Here is a 24,809-nt window from a genome sequence, read left to right as displayed (position 1 = left end):
TAATTTTCGAAAATAATGGAATTGCACGCGTTCGCGGCGCTGGATATGCTGGCCGGAACCAGGGGAAGCGATCATGACTCTTGCCGAGAAAGCCTATGTTTCGCTGCGCAAGGACATCGTCGAGGGTTGCTTCGCGCCCGAAAGCCCCTTGCGGCTCGCCGATCTCAGCGAACGCTACGGGATGGGCTTTTCCCCCCTGCGCGAGGCGCTGAACCGGTTGCAGGCCGAACGGCTTGTCACCGCCGAATCCCTGCGCGGGTTCCGGGTCTCGGCCCGGTCGCTGGCCGAGTTCGAGGATGCCCTCCACGCCCGCCTTCTGGTCGAGACCGAGGCGCTGCGCCTGGCGATCGCCAGGGGCGACGACGGCTGGGAAGCCTCGATTGTCGCCGCGCTCTACGCGCTCCGGCTTCAGGCCAGGCGCCAGGGCGGCGATGTGGACGAGTTGAAGGCGCGGCACCATGCGTTCCACCGCTCGCTCCTGGTGGCCTGCGGATCGGACTGGCTGATGGATTTCTTCGAACGTCTCTATGCCGCGACCGAGCGATACCGGATCCCGGCGCTGATCGCGGCCGGGCCGCAGAAACGCGACATCGACGCCGAGCATGGCGCGATCGCGGACGCGGTGCTTGCCCGCGACACCCGCCGCGCCGAGGAGCTGCTGCGCGACCACTACCTGCGCACGGCGGTCACGATCCGGTCTGGCTTGGCACCGGCCTGAGCGGCTGCGTCCTTCCAAAACCGACGGAGTGTCCACGGTGGACAAAGTCGCGTCCTTCAAGGATTTCAATAATTTGGGATTTTCCGTTAGGCTGGTCTTAACCATTGGGCCCGGGCTGCCCGCACCCCATCCCTCCCCCGTGGAGGGGGAGGGAGATAGCCCGGAGGCACAAGCCGCAGGGCGGGCTCTATAGGGTCGAGCCGACCTTGCACTTGATGCCATACTCCGCCAGTCGCGGCAGGGTGCGGGTGCCAAGCTGGCCCAGATGGCTGATGTAGTCCGGGACGATGAGGAGGATGCCGTCCAGTTCCGCCTCGTTCACCTGCCGGGCGATCTTCTCCGCCAGGTTGTCATAGGATCCGACGATGGCGCAGGGCATGACCGACTTGTAGTCCTTCCCGCCCAGCGGCGCGAGCGACGAAGCGCTCAGCTTCTCGAAGCCCTTGGTGTTCTTCTCATAGCCCGAGGCCAGATCGGCAAGCCCCTGCAGATCGACCCCCGCCTCGAAGTGATCCAGGAGGGCCTGCGCCGCCTCCTGCGTTTCGCCCGGGATGATGGTCATGGCGCCCATCACCTTGAAATCGGGCTTGCCCGCCTCTTTCGCCATCCGCTTGGCCATCTTCGATTGCTCGATGAATTTCGCGTCGCCCCCGCCCATCAGGAAGGCCACATCGCAACTGTCGACCGCGAATTTCAGCCCGCGTGGCGAGGCACCGGCATTGACCAGCGTCGGGCGCCTGGCCGGGCGCGGGCTGAGGATGCCGCCGTCGGCCTTGAAATAGGGGCCATCATGGGTGACGACCGCTTCGGACCAGTATTTGCGGATCAGCGTGACCCAATCCTGAGCCACGTCATAGCGTTCGTCATGGCCCATATCGTCCCAGAACCCCAGCGGATAAAGCTGCATGTAGTTGCCGCCCGTCACCACGTTCAGCCCGATCCGGCCCTCGCTGATTTCGGACAGCGAGGCGACGATCTTGGCGATGGCGGCGGGCTTGTGGACCGAGATATGGGCGGTACACCAGATGTTGATCCGGTCGGTCGCCTGCGACAGCGCCCCGGCGGCGGCGATGGAATCGACCGTGTCGCCCCAGAAGCGGTGCGGTCCCTGCGCGGCACGCCAGTTCTGCGGGCTCAGGACGAAATCGAAGCCGAGGTATTCGGCAAGGCGCGTGACCTCCAGCGCGTGCTTGAAGGAGCCCGGCGCGTGCGGGGCGTTGGTCGAGTGGACCCAACCGCTGCGGACGGTGGGAATGAAGACTCCGGCCTGAATCTCTTTGGCCATGACTGTTCTCCTGTTGGTGGGTTCGGGTTGCACGGTTTGGATGGCGCGGTGCCAGCGGCGGGCATCGCCAGGCGAGAGGTCGGGTAGCAGAAGGATCAGGCCGACGCAGCTTTCGCCACGGGCGCCGCCTCGGTCCGGTTGCGCCAGTCGACCAGCTGCTCGATCGTCAGGCTGGCAAGGCCATGTTGGCGGGCAAAGGCCGTGACCTGCGCGCCCTTCATCACTGTGCCGTCATCGTTGAAAAGCTCGCAGATGACGCCCACCGGCTGAAGCCCGGCCAGGCGGGACAGATCAACCGCGGCCTCGGTGTGGCCAGTGCGTTCCAGCACGCCGCCATCGCGGGCGATCAGCGGGAACATGTGGCCGGGGCGGACGAAATCTCCAGCGATGGCGCCGGGATCGGCCAGTTCCCGCGCCGTCATGCAGCGCTCTGTCGCCGAGATGCCGGTGGTCAGCCCGTCGCGCGCATCGACCGAGACGGTGAAGGCGGTGGCAAGCGGCGCATCGTTGCAGCCGACCATCGGCGACAGGTTCAGCCGGACGGCGATCTCGCGGGCCAGTGGCACGCAGACGATGCCGCAGCCGTGGCGGATGATGAAGCTCATCTGCTCAGGCGTGCAAAGCTCGGCGGCGACGATCAGGTCGGCCTCGTTCTCGCGGTCCTCGTCATCGGCGACCAGGATCATCTCGCCCGCCGCCAGACGCCGCAGGGCTTCGGTGACGGGGCAACCCTGCGTCGGTGCGGCGAGGGGCGAAGGCAGGGCCCGGCAGTAGGGTCCACGGCTGCGAACGGGCTGAGAGTGTGTGACATCGCTGATCGTGGCGTCGATTTTGGACATGACATCTCCAATCCTGGGATCCGGTCGCCGATCCGAAACGGGTGGCGTATCCGGAAAACCATGGCCGAGGGATCAGGGGCGGGCCATCCGGTGGACGGTCGAACTCTATCCAGTCCTGTGGTGCCGAGAGGCATCCGGGCGGGTGGTCAGGGCCATGCCGGATGACCGGCGGCAAAGCGTATAGCCCGGCCAAGGAAACCGGATAGCGCGACGGAGGGCGAAACCGGACACTTGAGGCTGCGCTATCCTGTCGGAGGAGAGGACATGTCTGCTGTCGTCTGTGTCGGAAATCCCAAGCCCGCTTCCCGCACGGCCCATGCGGCCTCGCTGCTGGCGACGGCGCTGACCGGTGCGGCGCCGGATCATGTGGTCGACGTGGTCGATCTTGGCCCCGGGCTTCTGGGCTGGGAGGACCCGAAGGTCATGGCCGCCGTGAAGACCGCGGCGGGCGATCATGGCATCGTGCTTCTGGAAATCGAGGCGCTGACCACGCGCCAGCTGGCCGAGCCGCTGGTCTTTCACGGCGGGCAGTTCCGCGCGCTGCAGCAACGCCCGAAATCCGGCGGCTGACCCTTTCCCTCCGCTCTCCCTCTGCCGCCCGCCGCGCCGGCGATGGGCTTTTTTTTCATTCGGGTCCAGGGCGCCGGATACCGGACAGGATTGGTCAGGAAAACGGATAGGCCGCGCCCGACCGATCACGCCGGAGACCCGCCATGACCGCGCATCACAACAGATCCGTTGCCCCGGAATGGGAATGGGAAAAGAAGATGCCTGCCGCCCCGGCCGTCCGGGCGGGCAACACGATTTATCTCTCCGGCCAGGTCGCGCTGGATGCCGATGGCCGCGTCGTGGCCGAGGGCGACGTGGCCGGGCAGGCCCGGCAGTGCTTCCAGAACATCAAGGCCATCCTTGCCCGCGAGGGCGCGACGATGCGCGACGTCGTCAAGATGACGACCTATTACGCCTGCCCGCTGACCAAGGAGGTGACGCGCGAGTACTGGAAGGTGCGGGCCGAGTTCTTCGGCGACTATCGTCCGGCCAGCACCGGCCTGTCGATCAGCGCGCTGATCTGGCCCATGATCCTGGTCGAGATCTAGGTCATTGCCGTCGTCGCCCCCGGCACCCATGCGTGACGGGCCGGATCCGATGGCCAAAAGCGGGATCGACCTGTTCTTCCCCGACCTCCGGCAGCGCGGGGTCGAATACAACGCCCGCGCCTCGGTGCCGGATTTCGACGCCTGCGTCGCGGAATACGCCCGGCTGTCCGCCGAGGCCAAGGCCGCCTGTCCGGGGCTTTACGACCTGAAATACGGACCGGCCCGGGGCGAGGCGCTGGACCTCTTTCCGGTGCCTGGCCCGCGTCAGCCAGCGCCGGTCTTCGTCTTCATTCACGGCGGCTACTGGCGGTCGCAAAGCAAGGACGACGCCGCGCTGATGGCGCGGGTCTTCACCGATGCAGGCGTGGCGGTGGCGGTGCTGGAACACACGCTCTTGCCGATAGCGACCCTGGCCGAGGTGGTGCGCGAGATGCGCGGCGCTCTGGCCTGGCTGCACGGAAATGCCGCAACCTACGGGATCGACCCGGAGCGCATCTTCGTCGGTGGCAGATCGGCAGGGGCGCATCTGGTGGGGATGCTGCTGGCCGAGGGCTGGCACGAGGAGTTCGGCCTGCCCGGTGACGAGATCAAGGGGGCGATGGCGCTCAGCGGGCTGTATGACATCCGGCCGATCTGCGACATCGAGGCGAACGACTGGCTGCGGCTGGTGCCCTCGCAGGCTGAAAGGCCGAGCCCGCTGTTCCTGATCCCCGACCACGCCCCGCCGCTGGTCCTGTCGGTCGGCGGGCTGGAGACGCGGGGGTTCCACAACCAGACCCGCGCCTATGCCGAGGCCTGGCGGGCGAAGGGGCACCCGCTGCGTGTGGTCGAGGCCCCGGACCGCAACCATTTCAACCTGCTCTCGGACCTTGCCTATCCAGACCGACCGCTGACGCATGCCGTGCTGGAGATGGTCGCCGCGACCGCCCGCTAGGGCGCGCGGCCCGGTGATGACCGAAATGGGGCTGGGCTATCCCAAGCTCGGGCTCTTGATCGGCATCTTCGTCGCCGGATACGGCCTTGCCCATATTCCCGCCGGGATGATCTCGGAAGCGTTCGGGATGCGCTTTGCCATGCTCTTGGGGATCGCGGTGGTGGCGCTTGGGGCGGGGCTGGCGGCAATCGCGCCGGGCTATTCCGTGCTGCTGGTCGCGCGCTTCCTCAGCGGCATTGGCGCCTCGATCTATGTCGGTGCGTCACTTGGGCTGACGGCGGCGTGGTTCCGGGGTCATGAGCTTGGCACCGCGAACGGCATCGTTTCGGGCATCGCCTTCACCATGGGTGCCTGGCTCGGCCTTTACGTCTGGATCGACGTGGTCACGGCATTCGGCTGGCGCGGCGGTCTGCTGGCGGCCGGGGGCGTGGCGGCGGCTTCGTTCCTTCTGCTTCTCTTTGTCTTCCCGATGCCGAAATCCGGGGGCCAGGGCGAGGTCGGCGCGCGGAACCTGAACATGGCTTCGCTGAAGCGCACCTTCGGCAACCGCGACCTGTGGCTCGTCGGCGCCAGCTTCATCGGCGGCTATGGCAGCTACCTGACCGCCTCGCAGCTTTTGCCGCAGTTCACCGCCGAACGGTTGCAGCTTGAGGCGCATGAGGCGGGCCTCTTGGGTGACATCCTTCTGTTCAGCGGCATCCTGGGCGGCCCCCTGGGCGGCTGGCTCGCCGACCGCGTCTTCGGCGTGATCCCGACCTTCATCGCCGCCTGCATCGTGCAGGCCGCCGCGCAGTTCCTGGTGCCGCATCTGGGCTTTTCCGGGCTCGTCGTCGCATCGGCGGTGATCGGGGCCTCGTCGATCATGGCCTTCTCGGCCTGGATCTCGACACCGGGCTTCTGCCGCGACCAGCTGGAGATTTCGGACATCCCCACCGCCTGCGGGCTGATGCTGACCATCTCGGCCATCGGTGGTTTCGTGGTGCCGATCCTCTACGGCTGGATGATGGCGCATTCCGGATATCGGGCGCAATAAGAGATGATTCTGACCGGGCAAAACCCCGGAACCCGCCGGAAATGCCCGAAATTCCGATCCCTGTTTCGCACCTCGCCACCTACGGGCGCGCTTCCGCGGCCAGCTGCCGCCCGCGCCCCACTGTCCAGAAAACCCCGGAGAGCCACATGTTCGTATCAGCCAAGAACACCCAGCCGCAGGACGACCTGCCGCTTCATTGCAGCTTCGCGCGTTCGGATTGGGTAATCCTTGCCGGGTTCTGGCACCCGGTCGCCACCAGCGGCGAGGTGGCCGATGCGCCGGTGCGGGTGCATCTTCTGGACATGCCGGTGGTGCTGTTCCGCACCCGCGATGGCGTGAAGGCCGCCAAGGATGTCTGCATGCACCGGGGCGGCCAGCTGAGCCTTGGCTCGGTCTGCGACGGGCTGCTGGTCTGCGGCTTTCACGGCTTCGAATACAACGGCGAGGGCACCTGCGTCGGCATCCCGGCGCTGGCCAAGGGTTCGCCCATTCCGAAGAAGCTGCGGCCGCGCACCTTCCAGTGCCGCGAACGCTATGGCCTGATCTGGGTCTGCCTGGCCGACCAGGCGCGGGCCGAGATGCCGGGCTGGCCGCAGATCGAGGACGGCTCGGGCACGGTGATCCGCATTCCCTCCTACGAGATCAAGGCTTCCGCCGGGCGCCGGGTCGAGAATTACAACGACATCGCCCATGTGCCCTTCCTGCACCGCAATTCCTTTGGCTGGCCGCCCACGGATATCGCGCCCTATGACGTGATCTCGGGCGACAACACTTTGTCCTTCAAGGTCGATATCCTGGAACAGACCCGCTATTCGGGCGAATTCGGCGGCCAGTTGCGGCAGTATTCGCTGCTGAACAACGAGCGGGAGACGGATCGTTATGTCATTTCGGTCCTGCGCGAGGAAGCGGGGCGCGGCGGCTCGCGGTCGATGCACGGCGGCGTGGCAGAGGGGTCGGCCTTGCGCATCGGTGCGCCGCGGAACGCCTTTCCGCTGGAGGAGAGCGCGGCGCCGGTGGTGCTGCTTGCCGGTGGCATCGGGGTGACGCCGATCCTGGCGATGGCGCGCAGCCTGAACGCGCGCGGCAAGCCGTTCGGGCTGCATTTCGCCAACCCGATCGGCCGCGCGGACGCCGTTTCTGGCCGAGGTTCTGAGCGGCCCCTTCAAGGAGCGCGTCCGGCTCTATCCCGACGACAATCCTGCGATGAGGTTCGATATCGGCCGCTTCGTCGACCGGATGGTGGCAGGGACGCATCTCTATCTCTGCGGTCCGGGCGGCTTCATGGCAGCGGTCTCGGAGGCATTGGCGGCGCGACCCGATATCGTCCTCCACCGGGAATATTTCACCGCGCCCGACAGCGGGCAGGACGCGGGCGAGCCCTTCACGCTGGCGCTGGCGCAATCCGGGACCGAGCTTGTGGTTGCCGCGGGGCAGAGTATCCTGGAGGTGCTGCAAGCCCACGGGATCGACTGCGCCACCAGTTGCGAGGAAGGCATCTGCGGCACCTGCCTGACCAGGGTCCTGGCGGGCGAGATCGAGCATCGGGACCATTTCCTGTCTGCGGGCGAAAGGGCTTCGGGCGACCGGATGCTGATCTGCGTCTCGCGCGGGAAGGCCAATGCGCGGCTGGTCCTTGATCTGTAGCCGTCATGAAGCAAGGTCGGGGGATCGGACGGCAGTCTGCGCCCGGTTCCTGGACCGCAGCCAGAGGTCAGCGCCATGAGTCTCAGCTTGCTTCGCGCCCAGCGGTTTGCCCAGGTCAGCGACCGGCAGGCGACATCGGTCCATCGGCTCATGGAGGATTTCTGCGGCCCGCACGGGCTGGAAATCTACCACCAGAAGGACCTGGCCTTCAACTATGCCGGAAACGGGACGCCGTCGGCCGATATCTCGTTCGGCTTTCTGGAATATGGCACCGAGGTCACGGTGCAGATGGGTGACGGCATCGACCATTACACCGTCAACCTGCCCCTGCGCGGCGCGCAGACGGTGACACAGGACCTTGCCCGGCACAAATCCGACCCGGCGCACGGCATCCTTCTGTCGCCGGGCCAGCAACTTCAGGTGGATATCGACCGCGACTACCGCTCGATCTTCGTGACGATCAAGCGCCCGATCATGGAACTGGCGCTGAGCCGGCTGATCGGGCGGCAGGCAAAGCGGCCGCTGGTCTTCGAGATCGGCATGCCGTTGGAGGCGACGGCGACCGCATCCTGGTGGCGCACGGCCGAGCACTACCTGAAGGAGATGTCGACCGAGGGCAGCATCCTGTCCTATCCCAATGTCGGGAAGGAGCTGAGCTGTCGCTGGTCCGTGCCCTTCTGGTGCATCACAAGAACAATTACTCCGACGAAATCTCGCGCAATCTCTTCGAGCTGATGCTGCCCTACATGCAACGGGCGATGCGTCACATCGAGGATCATTGCCAGGACGAGATTCCGCTGGACGAATTGCGCAAGGTTGCCAGCGTCTCGGCCGACAAGCTTTGCGCCGGGTTCCGCGAATATGCGGGCACCACGCCGATGGGCTATCTGAAGATCACGCGACTGATGAAGGCGCGCGAGCAGTTCCTGACCGACCAGACCGGCAAGAGCGTCTCGACCGTCGCCTTTGAGGTCGGCTTCAACCACTTGGGCCGGTTCTCGGTCGACTACCGCCTCACTTTCGGGGAAAGCCCCTCGGATACCGTCGCCCGGGCGAGACGCTGCGCGCGGCCCGGCGCGAGGCGCGGCCCGGCGGGGGGCGCTAGGTTCGTGCCGCACAGGGTGCGGCGGACCCGGGCCGGCACACGCCCCGGAGAACCGCGCTTCGCTCGACCGATGTGGGAACCTGCGGCAAGGACCGCTATGCCGTCGCGCCGCGCCGCACCTTCACCTCGGGCATCGCTCCGATCAGCATGCGCGCATAGTCGCTTTTCGGCGTGTCGAAGATCTCGTCTGTCGTGCCCTCCTCGACCAGCTCGCCGCGATAGATCAGTGCCACCCGGCTGCACAGGTAACGCACCACCGCCAGGTCGTGGCTGATGAAGAAATAGGTCAGGCCAAGCCGGTCCTGCAACTCGCAGAGCAGGTTCAGGACCTGCGCCTGGACCGACACGTCCAGCGCCGAGGTCGGTTCGTCAAGCAGCAGCAGTTCCGGCCCGGAGGCAAGCGCGCGCGCGATGCAGATGCGCTGCCGCTGGCCGCCCGAGAATTCGTGCGGATAGCGCGTCAGGTGCTGCGGCCCAAGCCCGACCAGCGACAGTAGCTCGGCGGCGCGGTCGGTGCGCTGCGTCCGTGACAGCCCGAGGATGTCGTGATGCACCAGCATCGGCTCGGTGACGATGTCGCGCACCGACATGCGCGGGTTGAGCGAGGCGTAGGGGTCCTGGAAGACGATCTGCACCCGGGCCCGCAAGCGGCGCAGGTCTGCCGGCGAGAGACGCGCAAGATCCTGCCCCTCGAACAGGATGCGCCCGGCGCTCGGGGTCTCCAGATGCAGGATCGAGCGGGTGAGCGTGGTCTTGCCCGACCCGCTTTCGCCGACGAGGCCGAAACTTTCGCCCTTCTGGACGGAGATCGACACGTCCTTCAGCGCCCGCACCTCGGCGGTCCGCCCGAAAAGCGCGCGGCGCGCGGCGTAGGTCTTCGAGACGTTCTCGATCTGCAGGATCGGCTCAGACATGTTCCAGCGCCTCCAGGCGGATGCAGGCGGCGCGGTGATCGGCGCCGAGGTCGACGGCACCGGGCAGCGCCGCAGTGCAGGCCGGGATCGCCAGCGGGCAGCGCGGCGCGAAGCGGCAGCCGGGCGGCGGGGTGATCAGGTTCGGCACGGTGCCCCCCAGCCCCTTCAGCGTGCCGCGCTTCGACGCCTTGGTCGGGATCGCCGCCATCAGCGCCCTGGTGTAGGGGTGGGCCGGGCTTTCGATCACGTTGGAGACCGGGCCGCTTTCGACGATGTTTCCGGCATACATCACCGCGACATGGCTGCAGGTTTCGGCCACCACGCCCAGATTGTGGGTGATCAGGATGACGCCGATGTCATGGTCGGCCACCGTTCCCTTCAGAAGCTTCAGGATCTGCGCCTGCACCGACACGTCCAGCGCCGTCGTGGGTTCGTCGGCGATCAGGAGGTCGGGTCGGCCGATCAGCGCCATGGCGATCAGCACCCTTTGGCGCATCCCGCCCGAGAATTCGTGCGGATAATTGTCAAGCCGCGCCCCGGCGTCCGGAATGCCCACCCGCTCCAGCATCTCGCCCGCCAGCCGCCGCGCCGCGCGGCGACGCTCGCGGCGGCCTGCCCCAGGCGGACATCCAAGCACCGAAGGGTCGTGGCTGGCGGCGGCAAGCGCTACGTCGATCAATTGTTCGCCCACCCGGTAGGCCGGGTTGAGGTTGGTGGTCGGGTCCTGGAAGATCATGCCGATCCGCTTGCCGCGCAGATCCTGCATCTCGCGCAGCGGCAGTTTCAGGATGTCGCGGCCCTCGAACCGGATTTCGCCCTTCCGGTAGGTCGCCGGTGGCGTCGGCACAAGGCGCGAGATCGAGAGCCCGGTCAGCGACTTGCCGCAGCCGGATTCGCCGACAAGGCCCCAGATCTCGCCGCGCTGCACCGTCAGGTCGATGCCGTTCAGCACATGGGCCGCCCCGTCGAAGCTGGTCATCGTCAGGTGCAGGTCACGGATGGAGAGAAGCGGTCCGGTCATGTCAGCGCCTCGCCTTCGGGTCGAGAATGTCGCGCAGCCCGTCGCCCAGGAGGTTGAAGCCGAAGACGGCAAGGAACATCGCCAGGCCGGGGGCCATCGCCGTCCACCAGTAGCCGGGCATGTTGGCGCGAGAGAGCGACAGGAGTGTCCCCCATTCCGGGGTGGGCGGCCGCACGCCGATGCCGATGAAGCCAAGGCCGGCCACGGTGAGGATGGCAAAGCCCATGTCGAGCGACATCTTGACGATGATCGGCGAGACGACATTGGGCAGGATGTGCCGGAACAGGATGCGCGCGGGGCTGGCGCCGATGGCGCGGGCGGCGGTCACATAGACCTCCTCGCGCGCGGCAAGGACCTCGCCGCGGACAAGGCGCGCATAGCCCGGCCACCATGAGAGAGAGATCGCGATCACCATGTTGGTGAAGCCGGGGCCAAGGGCGGCGGCAATCGCCATGGCCAGGATCAGGCTGGGGATGGTCAGCGTCAGGTCGGTCAGCCGCATCAGCCCCTCGTCGGTCCAGCCGCCGACGAAACCGGCGACCGCGCCGACAAGCGTGCCGATGACCGACCCGATCAGCACCACGCCGAACCCGGCAAGGACCGAGACGGTCGTCCCCGCCATCACCAGCGAAAGCACGTCCTGTCCCAGCTCGTTGGTGCCGAACAGATGGGCGGCGGAAGGGGCCTGGAACTGGTTGGCGGTGTCGACCGCCCCGGCGACATGGCCGGGAAACGGCGCCAGCACCGTGCCGAAGACGGCGAAGAACAGGACGACCGCGACGATGGCCGCGCCGATCATCGACAGCTTGCTCTGGCTGAACCGGAACAGCGCCCGGCGCAGGCGGTCGTCGCGATGGCGGACGGGCTCGGTCCGGGGGGTCTGGACGCTGTCGGTCATGAGTAGCGTACCTTCGGGTTGATGACGCCGTAAAGAAGATCGATGACAAGGTTGGCGAGGACGAAAAGCAGACCGATCACCAGCGCGACGCCGATCACCGGCATCATGTCCTGCGAGACGATCGCCTTGGTCGCGTAAAGCCCGAGGCCCGGCCAGTCGAACACGGTCTCGACCAGCACGGTGCCGCCGAGAAGCCAGCCGAAGTAGAGCCCGATCACGGTCAGCGTGGCCGAGACGGCATTGCGGGCGACATATTTCAGGATGATCTTGCCGCGCGGCAGGCCAAGCGCACGGGCGGTCATCACATAGTCCTGGCCCATCACCTCGATGGTCGAGGCGCGCATCATCCGCATGATCGTCGCCAGGGGTGACAGCGACATGGCGATGGCGGGCATGGCGAGATGGCGCAGCGCCATGGTGAAGGCGTGCAGGTCTCCGGCAAGCAGGGTGTCGATGGTCAGGAAGCCGGTGACGGTCGGCGGCGGGATGACGATGATCGGCAGTCGGCCGCCAAGCGGCAGCCACATCAGCCACATCGCGAAGCAGAGCTGGAGGAGAAGGCCGAGGAAGAAGCGGGGCATCGAGATCGCGCCGATGGCGACCACTTGCGAAAGATAATCCGGCCAGCGGTTGCGCCAGACCGCGGTGGCAAGGCCGAGCGGGATGCCGATCGCCACGGCGATCAGCATCGCGGCACAGACCAGCTCCAGCGTCGCCGGAAGATAGGCCGCGATATCGGCGGCAACCGGGCGGCGGGTCAAGAGCGAGGTGCCAAGGTCGCCGTGCAGAAGACCGCCGACGTAGTGGAAATATTGCGTCCAGATCGGTTGATCCAGGCCGAATTCGTGCGACAGCGCCTCGATCTCGGCCGGCGTCGCATTCGGTCCTGCCGCCAGCGCGACCGGATCGCCCGGCAGGATGCGCGCGATGGCGAACATGATCACCGTCAGCCCGATGACCACCGGGACAAGCATGAGGATCCGCCGCAGGATGAAGTACAGCATGTCAGACGCCTTCCGTGGGGTGGCGGCCGGACGCAGGGAGCAATACGTCCGGCCCGTTCCGGCCGATCAGAGCGACAGCGGCCAGACCTCGATCGCGTTGGAGGCGACCGGCGTGAAATGCCAGTCCTTCACGCTGTCGCGCATGCCGAGCTTGCGGCGTTCCAGCACGCCGAAGATGTCGGGAGCATCCTCGACGACCTTCTTCTGGAAGTCGCCGTAGATGGCAATCCGCTTCGCCGGGTCGATCTCGCTGCGGGCCGCCTCGATCAGCGCGTCCACTTCCGGGTTGTGGTAGACCGCGTTCTGCCAGCCGCCGTTGCGCGACGAATGATAGGCCGCGAAGGCGATGTTGTCCGGGTCGCCATAGTTTGCGGTCTGGTAGACAGGGAAGAGGTCGGGGAAGGTGTCCGGCGACTGGCAGGCCGCAACCATGTCCGGCCAGTTCAGCGGCTGGATCTCCAGGTCGATGTTCAGCTGCTTGAGGCTGTCGAGCATGATCAGTGCCCAGCGACGCTGCTGTTCGAGGCCCGAGACATGGAACATCTTCAGCGTGAAGCCGCCTTCGGGTTTCTCGGTCTTGGCCATGAACTCGCGGGCCTTGTCGAGATCGGTGCGATAGACCTCAAGCCCTGCGTCGAAGCCAAGGATGCCGGTCGGCAGCGGCCCGGTCATCAGGTCGGCATAGCCCGCCGCATCGAGGATACCCTGGTAGTTGGTGGCCCAGGAAATCGCCTTGCGCAGGTTGATGTCGGCCAGCGGGCCCTTCTCGGTGTTCATCTTGATCGAGAAGGTGCGGTACTCCGGTTCGATCACCCGAACCACGCCCGGCGCGTCCTTCAGCGCGTCCATGTCCTCCGAGGTGAGGTCCACAGCGATATGCGCCTCGCCGTTCTGTAGCATCAACCGCTGCGTCGCGGTTTCGCGCACGATCTGCCAGATCACGCCATCAAGATTGCCGCCGCCCGACTGCCAGGCATCGGCGACGCGGGAAAGCTGGTAAAGCGTGCCGACCTCGAAGCGGGCGACCTGGAACGGCCCCGATCCCGCCGTGTTGGTCATAAGCCAGGTCTCGCCCTGATCGGCGCCAAGGTTGGCCTCGACCGCCGCCTTCTCGACGACGAAGATCCAGGGCAGGACCTGAAGAAACGCCGCGAAGGGCTTGGCCAGCTTGAACTCGACCGTGCCCGCATCGACCGCCGTCACGTCTTCCGGAGTGACGATGTCGCGGATCATCCAGGAATTGCCCTTGGCCAGCGCCAGCGCCCGCTGGAACGAATAGACAACGTCGTCCCCCGTCACCGGATTGCCGCTGTGGAACTTCGCCGCCGCGTTCAGCTTGAACGTGTAGGTCAGGCCGTCGGCGCTCATCTCCCAGCTTTCGGCCAGGGCCGGAACCGGCTCGGGCGGGTTGCCGGCGACGCGAACCAGCGGGTCGTAGACGTTGCGCATGAAGAACGAGGCCGAATAGCCCGTCGCGGTATGCGGGTCGAAGTTGGGGATGTCCTGGCCCGAGGCGACGATCAGGACATTGCTGCCCGACTGAGCAAACAGGCGCCTTGGGAAGCTTGCGGCGGCGAGGCCCGCGCCGGCCATCGCCAGAAGGCCGCGCCGCGAGATGGTGAACTGGGTCGAGGATGTCATCGTAGTGCTCCTGGTTGGATTCGTCTGTCCAAAGGGGGGGCGATCCGGGTTTCAGGCCCAGACCGTGCTTGGCTCCGGTTCCGCGCGCTTGCCCGTCGGAACCGCGGTGTTCTGGTAGTGGCGCTGGACATGCTCGGGCGTGACGTAGCCGCGGGCGAGGTCGCGGGCCACGGCGGCGTGGTCGCGCTCGTCCGGATCGCCGAACCCGGCGCCGCCGCCCAGCACAAGTTCCACCACCTGGTCGGTCGTGTGCAGCGAGACGAGTGCGCCGGTGCCGCAGTCGCGCAGGAGGCGTCCGTCCGCCCCCTGCACCAGCCCGCGTGCCCCGCCGCCCGCCTCGCCGCCGAACAGACCGGCGATCGGGTTGTCGACGCCCTCGGGATAGACCGAGACCAGCATCTCCAGCCCGTCCTCGTCACGCTTGCGGAAGCGCACCACCTGGCCAAGGCCGCCGCGGGTCCGGCCCGCGCCGCCGCTGTCGGCAAGGAAGGCTTTCTCCAGCACCAGCACAGGAACGCGGCTTTCCATCAGCTCGATCGAGGTATTCGCCGCCGAGGTCGGCCACAGGAGCGAGGAATGCCCGTCCTTGCGGTCGGACCCGCCCTGCCCGCCGCCGCAGAACAGGAGGTCGGAGTAGAACTGGCCGTCCTGGTCCTGACCGTAAACGTTCGCGGCCACGGCAAGGCCGGTGAACGACTGCACCTTGTCCGGCGCCGCCTGCGCCAGCGCGCGGAAGATGTTCGGCGCCAGATACCAGCCGGTCCGCGTGCGCAGGTTCACCGCCGCCGGATAGGTCGGGTTCAGGATCGAGCCTTCCGGCGCCTTCACCGTGAAGGGACGATAGCAGCCCGCGTTGCCCCTGACCGTCGGCGTCAGCATGCATTTCAGCGGATAGGTCGCGTGCGCCGCCGTGTAGTTCAGCGTCGCGTTCAGCCCACCCTGCGGCAATTGCGGCGGGGCGCCGTCGAAATCGACGGTGATCCTGTCGCCCTCGACCTTCACCAGCACGGGATAGGTGATCTTCTCGCCCAGCGGGTTGTTGGTGATGGTCGAGCGGTAGTCGCCGTCCGGCAGCGCGCGGATCGCGTCGCGCATCGCCTTTTCCGACAGGCCCTGCACCACCTCGGCCAGTGCGCTGAGGTCGTGCATCCCGTAGTCGTGCATGAAGGCGTCCAGCCGTTCTGCACCGAGCTTGTTCGCCGCGACGAAGGAGAAGATGTCGCCCAGGACCTGCTCGCCGTTGCGCACGTTACGGCTGATCATGTTGATCAGCGTCTCGTTCGGCACCCCGGCGTCGAAGATCTTCATCGGCGGGATTTGCAGGCCCTCCTCGTAGATTTCGCGGGCGTGGAGCGAGTCCTTGGTGCCGCCGATGTCGGAGACATGGCCGACCGTCCCCATCAGCCCGACCAGCCGCCCGTTGCGGAAGGCCGGCGTCACGATGGCGATGTCGAACAGGTGCCCGGCGCAGAGCCAGGGGTCGTTGGTGATCAGGACGTCGCCGGGCTTCAGCGTCTCGGCCGGATAGGCCTTGAGCAGCGCCTTGACCGCGCGCGGCAGGGTCAGGTTGAAGACCGGCATCGCGCGCGGGCTGTGCGCCAGCGTCTCGCCGTCCTTGTCCAGAAGCTCGCAGGCAAAATCCTGCGCCTCGGCGATGACGAGGCTGAAGGCGGTGCGGCAGACGGTCAGCCACATCTCCTCGACCACGTTCACCAGCCGCGACCACATGATTTCCAGCCCGATCGGGTCGGACTGGATGCGCGCCACCGCCTCGGCGCGCGACATCTCGGCGGTGATCAGCGCGTCGGCCGCCTTGATGGCGCCAAGCTTCACGCAGATGTTCAGCCCTTCGTCGATGGTCACGCTGTCGGACGGGCCGATGACGGTGGTCGACTCGCGTTCTTCGATGATCGCCGGGCCCCGGATCTCGTCGCCGGATTGCAGCGCGTAGCGGTCGTAGACGACGGTCTCGAAGCTGCCGTCCTCGAACCAGCAGCAGCGCTTGCCCTTGATCCTGGTCGCCGCATCGCCGCCCCCCGCCGCGCCGGTCAGCGCCAGTTTCGGCGTGGGTCCGGCGACGCGGACGCGGAAGTTCACCGCTTCGAACCGCGCACCCGCGAACGGGTCGGCGAAGCGGGCGGAATAGGCGCGCACGAAGGCGGCGCGGATGTCCGGCAGGTCGGTCTCCGCCAGATCGTTGCCCGGCAGCGGCACCGAAATGTCGTGCATCTGCCCGACCAGCCGCATGTCCGCGCTGCGCTCGACGACGGCCTCGCCCCGCGCGATTCCGGCGCGTTCCAGATGGCGCAGGCCCTCTTCCTCAAGCACGCGCAGAAGCGTGTTCACTGCCGAAGCGTCGAAACCGGCCACAAGTTCCACCCGATGCGAACGCACTCCCTCGAACGACAGGGGCGCGGCCAGGAAGCCAAGCGCCGAAGCGGCACCGGAGGCCGGCGGGATCAGCACCGAGCGGACACCCATCACCCGGGCGACGTCGACGGCATGGGCAGGACCTGCACCGCCGAAGCCCACCATCGCATAGTCGCGCGGGTCCTTGCCGCGTTCCACCAGATGCACACGCGCGGCCGAGGCCATGCTTTCGACGACGACCTTGTGGATGCCAAGCGCCGCCGCCTCGACCGTCAGGCCCAGCGGGTCGGCCACCCGGGCAATCGCGCCCCGCGCCGCCGCAAGGTCAAGCGTCATGCGCCCGCCCAGGAAGAAGCCCGGATCGTAGTAGCCGAGCACCAGGTTCGCGTCGGTCACGGTCGGCGCAGTGCCGCCAAGACCATAGCAGGCCGGGCCGGGATCGGACCCCGCCGAATGCGGGCCGACCTTCAAGAGGCCTACCTCGTCGATGGCGGCAATCGACCCGCCGCCCGCGCCGATCTCGATCATCTCGATCACCGGCGCCTTGATCGGCAGGCCCGAGCCCTTGGTGAAGCGATGCACCCGCGCCGCCTCCATCATCGGGGCCACTTCGGCGCGGCCCTCCTCGATCATGCAGGCCTTGGCCGTGGTGCCGCCCATGTCGAAGGAAATCACGTCCTTCAGACCCGCTTCCTCGGCGAAAAGCGCGGTGGCCAGCCCGCCGCCCGCCGGTCCGCTTTCCAGGAGCCGGATCGGGAAATCGCGCGCGGTTTCCAGCGAGACGAGGCCTCCCGCCGAATGCATCAGCCGCAAGGGACCGGCGAAGCCTTTCGCGCTCAGCGCCAGCTCCAGCCGGGTCAGGTAACGGTGCATCAGCGGCTGCACGAAGGCATTGGCGCAGGTGGTGACAATGCGCTGGTATTCGCCCATCTCGGCAACGACATCGCTGGAAATCGAAATTGCGAGATCGGGGAAGGCCCCGCGCACGATCTCGGCGGCGCGGCGTTCATGGACGGTATTGGCGTAGGAATGCATGAAGGCGATGGCGATGGCCTCGCAGCCCTGCGCCACCAGCGCCCGTGCCGAAGCCAGAACCGCCGCCTCGTCCAGCGGGGTCACCACATCGCCCGCGGCAGTCACGCGCTCGTCGACCTCCAGCCGCAGCTCGCGGCTGACGATCGGTTCCGGGAAGGCGACGTAAAGGTCATAGATGTCATAGCGCTGCTCGGTCCCCATTTCGAGGATGTCGCGGAAGCCCCGCGTCGTGATCAGACCGACCGGCGCGCCCTTCCGCTCGATCACCGCATTGGTGACAAGCGTGGTGCCGTGGACAATCTCCGACAGGTCGGCATGGCTGACGCCGCGCATTTCGAGGATTTCTTCCAGCCCCTTCAGCGCGGCCTCCGAAGGGTCGTGCGGGGTCGTCAGCCGCTTGTGCAGCGTGACCGAGGCGGTCTTGCCGTCGTAGAGGACAAAGTCGGTGAATGTCCCGCCAATGTCGAAGCCTACGCGCCAGCGGGGTTCAGGTCCGGTCATGCGAAAATTCCCTTCTGTGAGAAGCTGGGTTCGACGAAGGCAGTGTCGCCCAGGTCATGTGCGATGCGGGTGGCGCCAGCCGCGAGCGCGGCGAGCATCCTGTCGCGGTCCTCAAGGTCCACGACGGCGTGCGGATAGACGATGCAGAGGCTGACAGCCTCGTCGGTGGCCGGGTCGGCGACCGCGATGGCGATGGCATCGACGCCCGGCGTGGCCTCCTGGCTGGAAAAGGCAAAGCCCTGCTCCCGGATCGCGGCCAGGCGCGCCGTCAGGGCGCCCGCTCCGTCCTGCCCGGCGTAAAGCGCGCGCACTTCGTCCTCGGGCAGCCGGGCCAGCAGCGACCGGCCGGTCGCGCTGGCTTCGGCCTTCAGGCGGCGGCCGATGGCGCCCATGACGCGCAGCGTGTTGGTCCCGGGGAAGTCGGCGATGCCCGTGACCTCGCGGCCCTCGCGCAACGAAATATAGCCGGTATGGCCGAACTGGCGCGACACTTCGGCGACCACTTCCGAGGCGCGGCCGATCAACCCGGAGGAATGCTTGAAGGCGACAGCCAGATCCAGCACCAGCCGACCGGGCCGGTGCCGCCGCGTGTCGCCGATCGTTTCCAGAAGCCCGGCATCGCGCATCGCTCTCATCAGCCGCGAAGCATTGGCCTTCGGCATGGAAAGGCGCGTCGTAACCTCGGACACCGTCAGTTCGGTGCTTCCGGTTCCGAACAGTCTGAGCACATCCGCCGCGTTCTGAAGGATTGTCATATGGTGTTCCGTAAAGTGGATCACTGGTTGCTTGAAATGGAACTACTCTCGTCCGGGCGATTCTGTCAACAGAGAATTCGACCCGCCCGGCCCGGCGTGTCGGCACGACGTGGCAGCCCCGTGGCGGGGCCGCATCTTCTTATGTTTTCAGTATCTTGACTGGCCTGCGGTCAAACGCCGCGGGTCTCGACGATGCGGGCAAAGATGCTTGCCCCCACCGGCAGGATCGAGTCGTCGAACAGGAAACCGGGGTTGTGCAGCGGTACGCCGCCGTCATGTCCCAGGTTGAAGAAGGCTCCCGGAACGACGCGCAGGAGATCGGCCATGTCCTCCGATCCCATGGTAAGATCGGCATCCGCTGCGGCCCGGTCGCCGACGACATCGCGCGCCGCGGCAACGATGTCGAGCGCGCGGTCGGGATCGTTGACCAGCACGTCGAAGACCCGGCGCACCTCGACGTCGATCCCCACCTCCTGCGCCGCCGCCATCCCCGCGCAGATGCGCCGCAGCCGTGCCTCGATCAGGTCGCCGTCCGCAGTCTCCATGAACCGGAACGTGCCCCGCAGCACAGCCTGCGCCGGGATGACGTTGTAGGCGGTGCCGGCATGGAACTCCGTCACCGACAGGACGCCCGGATGGGTCGGATCGAGGTTGCGCGACACGATCCGCTGCAACTCCCCCACCAGTGCCGCGCCGGTGGCGATCGGGTCGGCCGACATCTGCGGCATCGCGCCGTGACTGCCCCGCCCTGCGATGGTGATGTCGAAGAAGGCCGCCCCCGCCTGCGCCTTTCCGGGCCGGATGCTCACCTGCGAATGGGCGCTGTAGGGCGAGTTGTGCAACCCGTAAAGCTCGTCGCAGGGAAAACGGTCGAACAGGCCATCAGCGAGCATGGCGCGGGCGCCGCCCAACCCTTCCTCGGCGGGCTGGAAGATGAAGACGACACGACCGGCAAAATCCCGCGTCTCGGCCAGGTAACGCGCGGCACCCAGCAGCATTGTCATGTGGCCGTCATGGCCGCAGCCATGAAAGACGCCAGGCGTCCTGGACCGGTAGGGAAGGTTGGTTTCCTCGTCCATCGGCAGGGCATCCATGTCGGCCCGGAGCCCGATGGTCCGGCCCGGCCGCGCGCCATCGAGCACACCGACCACGCCGGTGCCGCCGACCCCGCGTGTCACGGCAATGCCCCAGCCTGCAAGCAATGAAGCCACCTTCGCCGAGGTCCGCACCTCCTGAAAGCCGATCTCGGGATGTTCGTGGAACTCCTGCCGCAACGCGGTCAGGTCGTCGGCATAGCTCGCGATACGGTTGATGACCGGCATGACACACCTCCTGTCGATGCTCACAACTGACGTCGTGCAGCGCAGCATGGCTGGAATCATACACGTCGGTGCCGTCGGGTGTAGGCCTCAGAACGACTCCTTGCGAACCACGATGCCATGAACAGCCGGGGTCGCGGGAATCCAAGGCATCGCTACCCGGCTGCGGCAGGACATCGCCACACCTGGACATCCCGGAAAAGCGCGGGTGCCTTCGATGCGTGCCTGGCTTTGCGGCCAACCCTTTGCGACAGCCTCGCGCGGATTGGGTGCTGATGCCCTTTGCCATTGTTCCGCATTATCGGTGATGAAAGCCATCTACCTGCGGCTGGGGGTGGCGGCCCGCTTGACCCTCGACCGCAGGAAGGCGGCGGCGGAAACCTGACGCCCGCTGCTGGCCAGTCGCTGGACCCTGCGGCCTTGGCGCACCCCTGCCGCAGTCCCCGTCGCGGCTGTCAGTGGCCTGCGGGCCCGGCCCCCGACTTGCGCCAGTCCGATGGCGACAGGCCGAACTTGGCCTTGAAGAGCCGCGAGAACTGGGCCTGGTCGCAGAAGCCGAAGCGATAGGCGATCTCGGCCATCGCCAGCGCAGGGGATGCGGTGATCGTGTCCCGGGCTGCGGTCAGCCGTTCCTCGCGGATGAACTGCGACACGGTCTGGTTGGTGTCTCCGAACAGCTCGTGCAGGTAACGCTTCGAGATGCCGCAGGCGTCGGCCACGAAATCGGGCGAAAGCTCGGGGCTGGACAGGTGTCGACGGACAACCTGCTCGGCCCGGCGCAGGTGGCCTGCCCTGACCGAGCTGCGCACCTGGTGGTCGTCGCCCGCCGTCTCGTCCAGTGTCAGCGCCAGCACCTCGACCATCTGGCGGCCCAGGACTTCGGCCGCGCGCCCCTCGCCCAGGGGCAGCGCATGCAGATGCTGCATCATCGAGGTGAACAGCGCCGGAAGCCCGCTGCGCGCGTCGATGATCCGGGCACAGAACCGGTCGGGATCACGCACCTTCTCGGCCAAAGACTTCTTGCCGATCTTCAGCACGCTCAGCTCGTTGGGCGCATCATAGGCAAAGCGGTAGGGCTCGTCCCCGCGCTCGATGATGAAGCCGCCCGGGTCGCAACGCACCTCGCGCCCGATCTGGCGGAATTCGACCGGGCTCAGGCGCGGCACGGTGATCAGGTATTCCTCCTCGCTCGTGTGCGAGATATGGCTCGGGCGGCGTTCATACTGCAGGGGTTCCGTCGCCAGCCGCGACAGCGACACAGTGCCCATCTGCCGCTGTTCCAGCTGGCCCGAAAAGTCGGCGGCGTCCCGGAAGGTCAGGTGAAGCGGAAAGTAGGTATCGGCGATCACCCGGTTCCAGTGCGCCGACCTCTGGCCGGGCGCCGTCTGGGCCGTGCTGTGCGCGGTGACTTCCATGCGCCCTCTCCCCAAAGCGCCGATGGGGAATCGTTAGGCGCGAAGCCGCTGTCAGGCAAGAACTATCGACCCCGGCCCTGGCCGGGTGCGCCCGGTGACAAGCCATTGTGCACCCGCCGACAAATCCGTCCTCCGCCATGCACGGATCGGCAAATCTTCCCGCCCTGAGGTGCAAGATCGCCGCCGGGATTCGCGTCACAGTCCGGTCATGGAGAGAGGCTGGAAAACGGCCCGGGCATCGCAGGGAGGACTTGGACAGCCCCGGCCCGGGCGGTTTTCCCAAGGGGGAGAGCCGAAGGATGACAAGACGCAATGTGGACCCGATCACCTTGTCGGTGGTGCGCGGCGTGCTGGAGACGACCCAGCGCGAGATGACGCTGACGCTGGAGCAGACGGCGCGGTCGTCGGTGTTCAACCTCGCGCATGACTATTCGACGGCGCTCTTCAACCACACGCCCGAGATGATCCTCCAGGGCCAGGACATCCCGATCCACCTTGGTTCGCTGATCCCCGCGATGAAATCGGTGGCGCGCTTCTTCGAGGGCGACATTCACGAGGGCGACCTGATCCTGCACAACGACCCGGCTTACGGCGGCAGCCACATCATCGACACCTGCATGTACTACCCGGTGTTCCATGAGGGCGAACTGGTGTTCTGGACGGTTTGCAAGGGCCATCTCACCGATATCGGCGGCCCGGTCCCGGCAGGCTACAACCCGAACGCCACCGAGATCTTCGCCGAAGGTCTGCGCATCCCGCCGGTCAAGCTGTGGGACCGTGGCCGTCCGCGCAAGGACGTGATGAACCTGCTCTTGACCAACATGCGCGCCCGTCGCGACCAGGAGGGCGATTTCAACGCCCTGATCGGTGCCTGCCAGGTCGGGGCGCGCAACCTGATCAACCTGATGAAGAAATACGGCAAGGAGACGGTGCAGGACTGCATCGCCGAGCTTCTCGACATGGCCGAGGCGCATATGCGCAAGCTGATTTCCGAAGTGCCGGACGGAACCTATCAGGGCACCGCCATCCTTGAGGACGCCGGGCACGGCTATGGCGATTTCGAGATCACCGCGACCGTGACGGTCAAGGGCGACGGCTGCCACATCGCCATCCAGTCGCCGCCGCAGATTCCGTATTTCATCAACAGCTACGAAGGCAACAGCCATTCGGGCGTCTACCTTGGCCTGATGATGTTCGCGCAACTGCCGCCGCCCTACAACGAAGGGCTTTACCGCTGCGTGACCACCGACATGGGTCCGAAGGGCACGCTCTGCAACGCCAAGTCCCCGGCGCCGCACATGAACTGCACCACCACGCCCATGGAGACGCTGACCGATGCGGTGCGCCTGGCCTTCGAGCAGGCCGCGCCACACAAGGTCTCGGCCAGCTGGGGACATGCCAATGGCTGCAACATCGCGGGGTGGGACAAGCGGCATGACGAGGAATATGTGACGATGGTGCTGGCCTCGATCATCTCGGGCGCGGGGGCCACGTCGCAGGCCGACGGCTGGCATGCGGTCGGGCCGGAATGCTGCTTCGGCGCACTGACGAGCGGTGACATCGAGATGCTGGAACACAGCTATCCGATCATCATCCACCGCTATTCGCTGATGGAGGATTCCGGCGGGGCGGGCAGGAACCGGGGCGGTTCCGGCACCTGCTGGGAGGTGGAGCCGCTGGACAGCCCGATGACGCTGATCACCTTCGGCGAGGGGCGGCGCATCCCGGCGATGGGCGCCGCCGGGGCGAAATCGACGATGGTGGAGAAGAAGGTCGGGCGACTGGAAGTCACCCGGGGCGGCGCGACGACGATCATCACCGACAATGTGATCGAGACGATCCAGCCCGGCGAACGCGCCGCCAACAAGAACCCCGGCGGCGGCGGCTACGGCAACCCGTTCCAACGCGACATCCAGAAGGTCGTGGAAGACGTGCGCAATGGCCTTGTCAGCCTTGACGGCGCCCGGCTCGACTACGGCGTCGTCATCGCCGACCGCGACAGCCTGGAAGTCGATCACGCAGCGACGGCACGGCTCCGCGCCGCCTGATCGCTTCCCTCGTACAGGAATTTCCCGGGGGAACCCGGGGGGCGACACCCCCCGCGCGACCCCGGCCACCCCGAAAGGACCCACGACATGCAGAACCAGTATCGTCTTGGCATCGACGCCGGCGGCACCTTCACCGACTTCATCCTGGCCGACCGGAAGGGGGGCGTCCGCATCTTCAAGGCACTCTCCACGCCGAACGACCCCACAGCCGCCATCCGCAACGGCCTGCGCCTGATCGAAGAGGAAACGGGCCTCTCACCGCACCAGATCGTCTCGAACGCCGACCTGTGCATCAACGGCACCACGGTGGGGCTGAACGCGCTGATCACCCACAACGGGGCGAGGACCGGCCTGATCGCGACGCGCGGCCACGAGGACAGCATCGAAATCCGCCTGGGCCACAAGGAGGACGGCTATCGCTACGATCCCGAATACCCGCCCGCGACCATGCTTGTGCCGCGCTACCTGCGGCGCGGCGTCGCCGAACGGGTGCTGTCCACCGGCGCCGTCCACACGCCTCTGAACGAGGACGACGTCCGCGACGCCTGCCGTCACTTCCTCCGCGAAGGCGTGGAGTCGGTGGCCATCAGCTTCGTCTGGTCGGTGCTGCACCCCGAACACGAGGCCCGCGCGGCAGAGATCGTGCGCGAGATGATGCCGCATGTCCGCCTGACGGTGGGCAGCCAGCTCTACCCGCAGGTGCGCGAATACACCCGCACCTCGACCGCCATCGTCAATGCCTACCTCGCCCCGATCCTGCAGCGCTATGTCGAGGCGGTGGATGCCTATTTCCAGTCGCTCGGCGCGCGGCATCCGGTGCGCTACTTCCAGTCGAATGGTGGGCTGGCGCTGGGTCATGTCGTCAGCGACCAGTCGGTCTATGCCATCAACTCCGGCCCCGCCTCGGCGCCGCAGGCCGCACTCTGGCTGGGCGAGCCCTGGGGCATGAAGGACATCATCACCGTCGACATGGGCGGCACCTCCTTCGACATCACCCTGACCCGCGACGGGCGGGCGAACGTGTCGAAGAACATCGACTTCCTGCGCTACCGGATCGGCATCCCGATGATCCAGGTGGAAACGCTGGGCGCGGGCGGCGGCTCGATCGGCTGGATCGACAGCATGGGCCTGATGCAGATGGGGCCACAGTCGGCGGGCTCGGAACCCGGCCCGGCAAGCTATGACCAGGGCGGCGAGAAGCCCACCACGACAGATGCGAACCTGGTGCTCGGC

At 66.8% G+C, this 24,809-nt stretch carries 21 protein-coding genes and 2 pseudogenes; 12 read left to right on the top strand and 11 right to left on the bottom strand.

The genetic code is table 11. The features are described from left to right. The first annotated feature begins 73 nt into the window (after positions 1-73). The gene (locus JNL31_RS15355) at positions 74-718 is read left to right on the top strand and encodes an FCD domain-containing protein (protein ID WP_294975026.1); all 645 of its coding nucleotides are present in this window, start codon (positions 74-76) and stop codon (positions 716-718) included. A gap of 187 nt (positions 719-905) precedes the next feature. Here the strand turns inward: JNL31_RS15355 and JNL31_RS15350 are convergent, their stop codons facing one another. Then, the gene (locus JNL31_RS15350; protein WP_294975023.1) at positions 906-2,003 is read right to left on the bottom strand and encodes an LLM class flavin-dependent oxidoreductase; all 1,098 of its coding nucleotides are present in this window, start codon (positions 2,001-2,003) and stop codon (positions 906-908) included. 95 nt (positions 2,004-2,098) lie between these two features. Beyond that, the gene (ribB, locus tag JNL31_RS15345; RefSeq protein ID WP_294975020.1) at positions 2,099-2,842 is read right to left on the bottom strand and encodes a 3,4-dihydroxy-2-butanone-4-phosphate synthase; all 744 of its coding nucleotides are present in this window, start codon (positions 2,840-2,842) and stop codon (positions 2,099-2,101) included. A gap of 264 nt (positions 2,843-3,106) precedes the next feature. Between ribB and JNL31_RS15340 the strand changes: the two genes are divergently transcribed. The 8 genes and pseudogenes from JNL31_RS15340 to JNL31_RS15310 all read left to right on the top strand — a co-directional run. Further along, complete coding sequence (locus tag JNL31_RS15340; RefSeq protein ID WP_294975017.1) at positions 3,107-3,412, top strand: hypothetical protein; 306 nt, start codon at positions 3,107-3,109, stop codon at positions 3,410-3,412. Between the two features lie 143 nt (positions 3,413-3,555). Continuing rightward, positions 3,556-3,939 (top strand): RidA family protein, encoded by a 384-nt coding sequence (locus tag JNL31_RS15335; RefSeq protein WP_294975014.1) that lies wholly within the window; start codon positions 3,556-3,558, stop codon positions 3,937-3,939. A 28-nt stretch (positions 3,940-3,967) separates the two neighbouring features. Further along, positions 3,968-4,873, top strand: a complete 906-nt coding sequence (locus JNL31_RS15330; protein WP_294975011.1) for an alpha/beta hydrolase — start codon at positions 3,968-3,970, stop codon at positions 4,871-4,873. Positions 4,874-4,889: 16 nt separating this feature from the next. Continuing rightward, positions 4,890-5,906: a nitrate/nitrite transporter gene (locus JNL31_RS15325; protein ID WP_294975008.1), complete on the top strand. Its 1,017-nt coding sequence runs from the start codon at positions 4,890-4,892 to the stop codon at positions 5,904-5,906. Positions 5,907-5,947: 41 nt separating this feature from the next. Next, a pseudogene (locus tag JNL31_RS19185) lies at positions 5,948-6,373 on the top strand (Rieske 2Fe-2S domain-containing protein); the annotation flags it as partial. A 736-nt stretch (positions 6,374-7,109) separates the two neighbouring features. After that, positions 7,110-7,550, top strand: a complete 441-nt coding sequence (locus JNL31_RS19180) for a 2Fe-2S iron-sulfur cluster-binding protein (protein ID WP_366928951.1) — start codon at positions 7,110-7,112, stop codon at positions 7,548-7,550. Between the two features lie 75 nt (positions 7,551-7,625). Continuing rightward, on the top strand, positions 7,626-8,285 hold the full coding sequence (locus JNL31_RS15315) for a hypothetical protein (RefSeq protein ID WP_294975002.1): 660 nt from the start codon (positions 7,626-7,628) through the stop codon (positions 8,283-8,285). After that, positions 8,285-8,587 (top strand): annotated as a pseudogene (locus JNL31_RS15310) (helix-turn-helix domain-containing protein); the annotation flags it as partial. The gene JNL31_RS15315 and the pseudogene JNL31_RS15310, both read left to right, overlap by 1 nt. Before the next feature lie 163 nt (positions 8,588-8,750). Here the strand turns inward: JNL31_RS15310 and JNL31_RS15305 are convergent. The 8 genes from JNL31_RS15305 to JNL31_RS15270 form a co-directional block, all read right to left on the bottom strand. Further along, complete coding sequence (locus JNL31_RS15305) at positions 8,751-9,569, bottom strand: ATP-binding cassette domain-containing protein (RefSeq protein ID WP_294974999.1); 819 nt, start codon at positions 9,567-9,569, stop codon at positions 8,751-8,753. Continuing rightward, positions 9,562-10,590 carry an ABC transporter ATP-binding protein gene (locus JNL31_RS15300; protein WP_294974996.1) on the bottom strand — a complete coding sequence of 343 codons (1,029 nt, stop codon included), beginning with the start codon at positions 10,588-10,590 and terminating at the stop codon, positions 9,562-9,564. Before JNL31_RS15300 ends, JNL31_RS15305 begins: the two co-directional genes overlap by 8 nt. A gap of 1 nt (position 10,591) precedes the next feature. Further along, entirely contained in the window at positions 10,592-11,488 is an 897-nt protein-coding gene (locus JNL31_RS15295) for an ABC transporter permease (protein ID WP_294974993.1), read from the bottom strand. Continuing rightward, entirely contained in the window at positions 11,485-12,492 is a 1,008-nt protein-coding gene (locus tag JNL31_RS15290) for an ABC transporter permease (protein WP_294974990.1), read from the bottom strand. Before JNL31_RS15290 ends, JNL31_RS15295 begins: the two co-directional genes overlap by 4 nt. Positions 12,493-12,558: 66 nt before the next feature. After that, the gene (locus tag JNL31_RS15285) at positions 12,559-14,133 is read right to left on the bottom strand and encodes an ABC transporter substrate-binding protein (protein WP_294974987.1); all 1,575 of its coding nucleotides are present in this window, start codon (positions 14,131-14,133) and stop codon (positions 12,559-12,561) included. 51 nt (positions 14,134-14,184) lie between these two features. Beyond that, on the bottom strand, positions 14,185-18,039 hold the full coding sequence (locus JNL31_RS15280; protein WP_294974984.1) for a hydantoinase B/oxoprolinase family protein: 3,855 nt from the start codon (positions 18,037-18,039) through the stop codon (positions 14,185-14,187). Next, complete coding sequence (locus JNL31_RS15275; protein ID WP_294974981.1) at positions 18,036-18,794, bottom strand: IclR family transcriptional regulator; 759 nt, start codon at positions 18,792-18,794, stop codon at positions 18,036-18,038. Before JNL31_RS15275 ends, JNL31_RS15280 begins: the two co-directional genes overlap by 4 nt. Before the next feature lie 170 nt (positions 18,795-18,964). Further along, on the bottom strand, positions 18,965-20,116 hold the full coding sequence (locus JNL31_RS15270; RefSeq protein WP_294974978.1) for an amidohydrolase: 1,152 nt from the start codon (positions 20,114-20,116) through the stop codon (positions 18,965-18,967). Between the two features lie 214 nt (positions 20,117-20,330). Here JNL31_RS15270 and JNL31_RS15265 point away from each other — a divergent pair, with 214 nt between their 5' ends. Beyond that, on the top strand, positions 20,331-20,498 hold the full coding sequence (locus tag JNL31_RS15265; RefSeq protein ID WP_294974975.1) for a hypothetical protein: 168 nt from the start codon (positions 20,331-20,333) through the stop codon (positions 20,496-20,498). Positions 20,499-20,568: 70 nt separating this feature from the next. Here JNL31_RS15265 and JNL31_RS15260 read toward each other — a convergent pair whose 3' ends face one another. Continuing rightward, positions 20,569-21,528, bottom strand: coding sequence for a helix-turn-helix domain-containing protein (locus tag JNL31_RS15260; RefSeq protein ID WP_294974972.1), 960 nt, complete (start codon positions 21,526-21,528; stop codon positions 20,569-20,571). A gap of 299 nt (positions 21,529-21,827) precedes the next feature. Here JNL31_RS15260 and JNL31_RS15255 point away from each other — a divergent pair, with 299 nt between their 5' ends. Continuing rightward, positions 21,828-23,576 (top strand): hydantoinase B/oxoprolinase family protein, encoded by a 1,749-nt coding sequence (locus JNL31_RS15255; protein ID WP_294974969.1) that lies wholly within the window; start codon positions 21,828-21,830, stop codon positions 23,574-23,576. An 87-nt stretch (positions 23,577-23,663) separates the two neighbouring features. After that, on the top strand, positions 23,664-24,809 hold a 1,146-nt coding region (locus JNL31_RS15250; RefSeq protein WP_294974966.1), incomplete at its 3' end, for a hydantoinase/oxoprolinase family protein.

The sequence above is a fragment of the Tabrizicola sp. genome, assembly GCF_016792905.1.
In the GTDB taxonomy this organism is placed as follows: Bacteria; Pseudomonadota; Alphaproteobacteria; order Rhodobacterales; family Rhodobacteraceae; genus Tabrizicola.
Note: the sequence above shows the minus strand (reverse complement) of the source record. Positions and strands in the feature narration are given on the sequence as shown.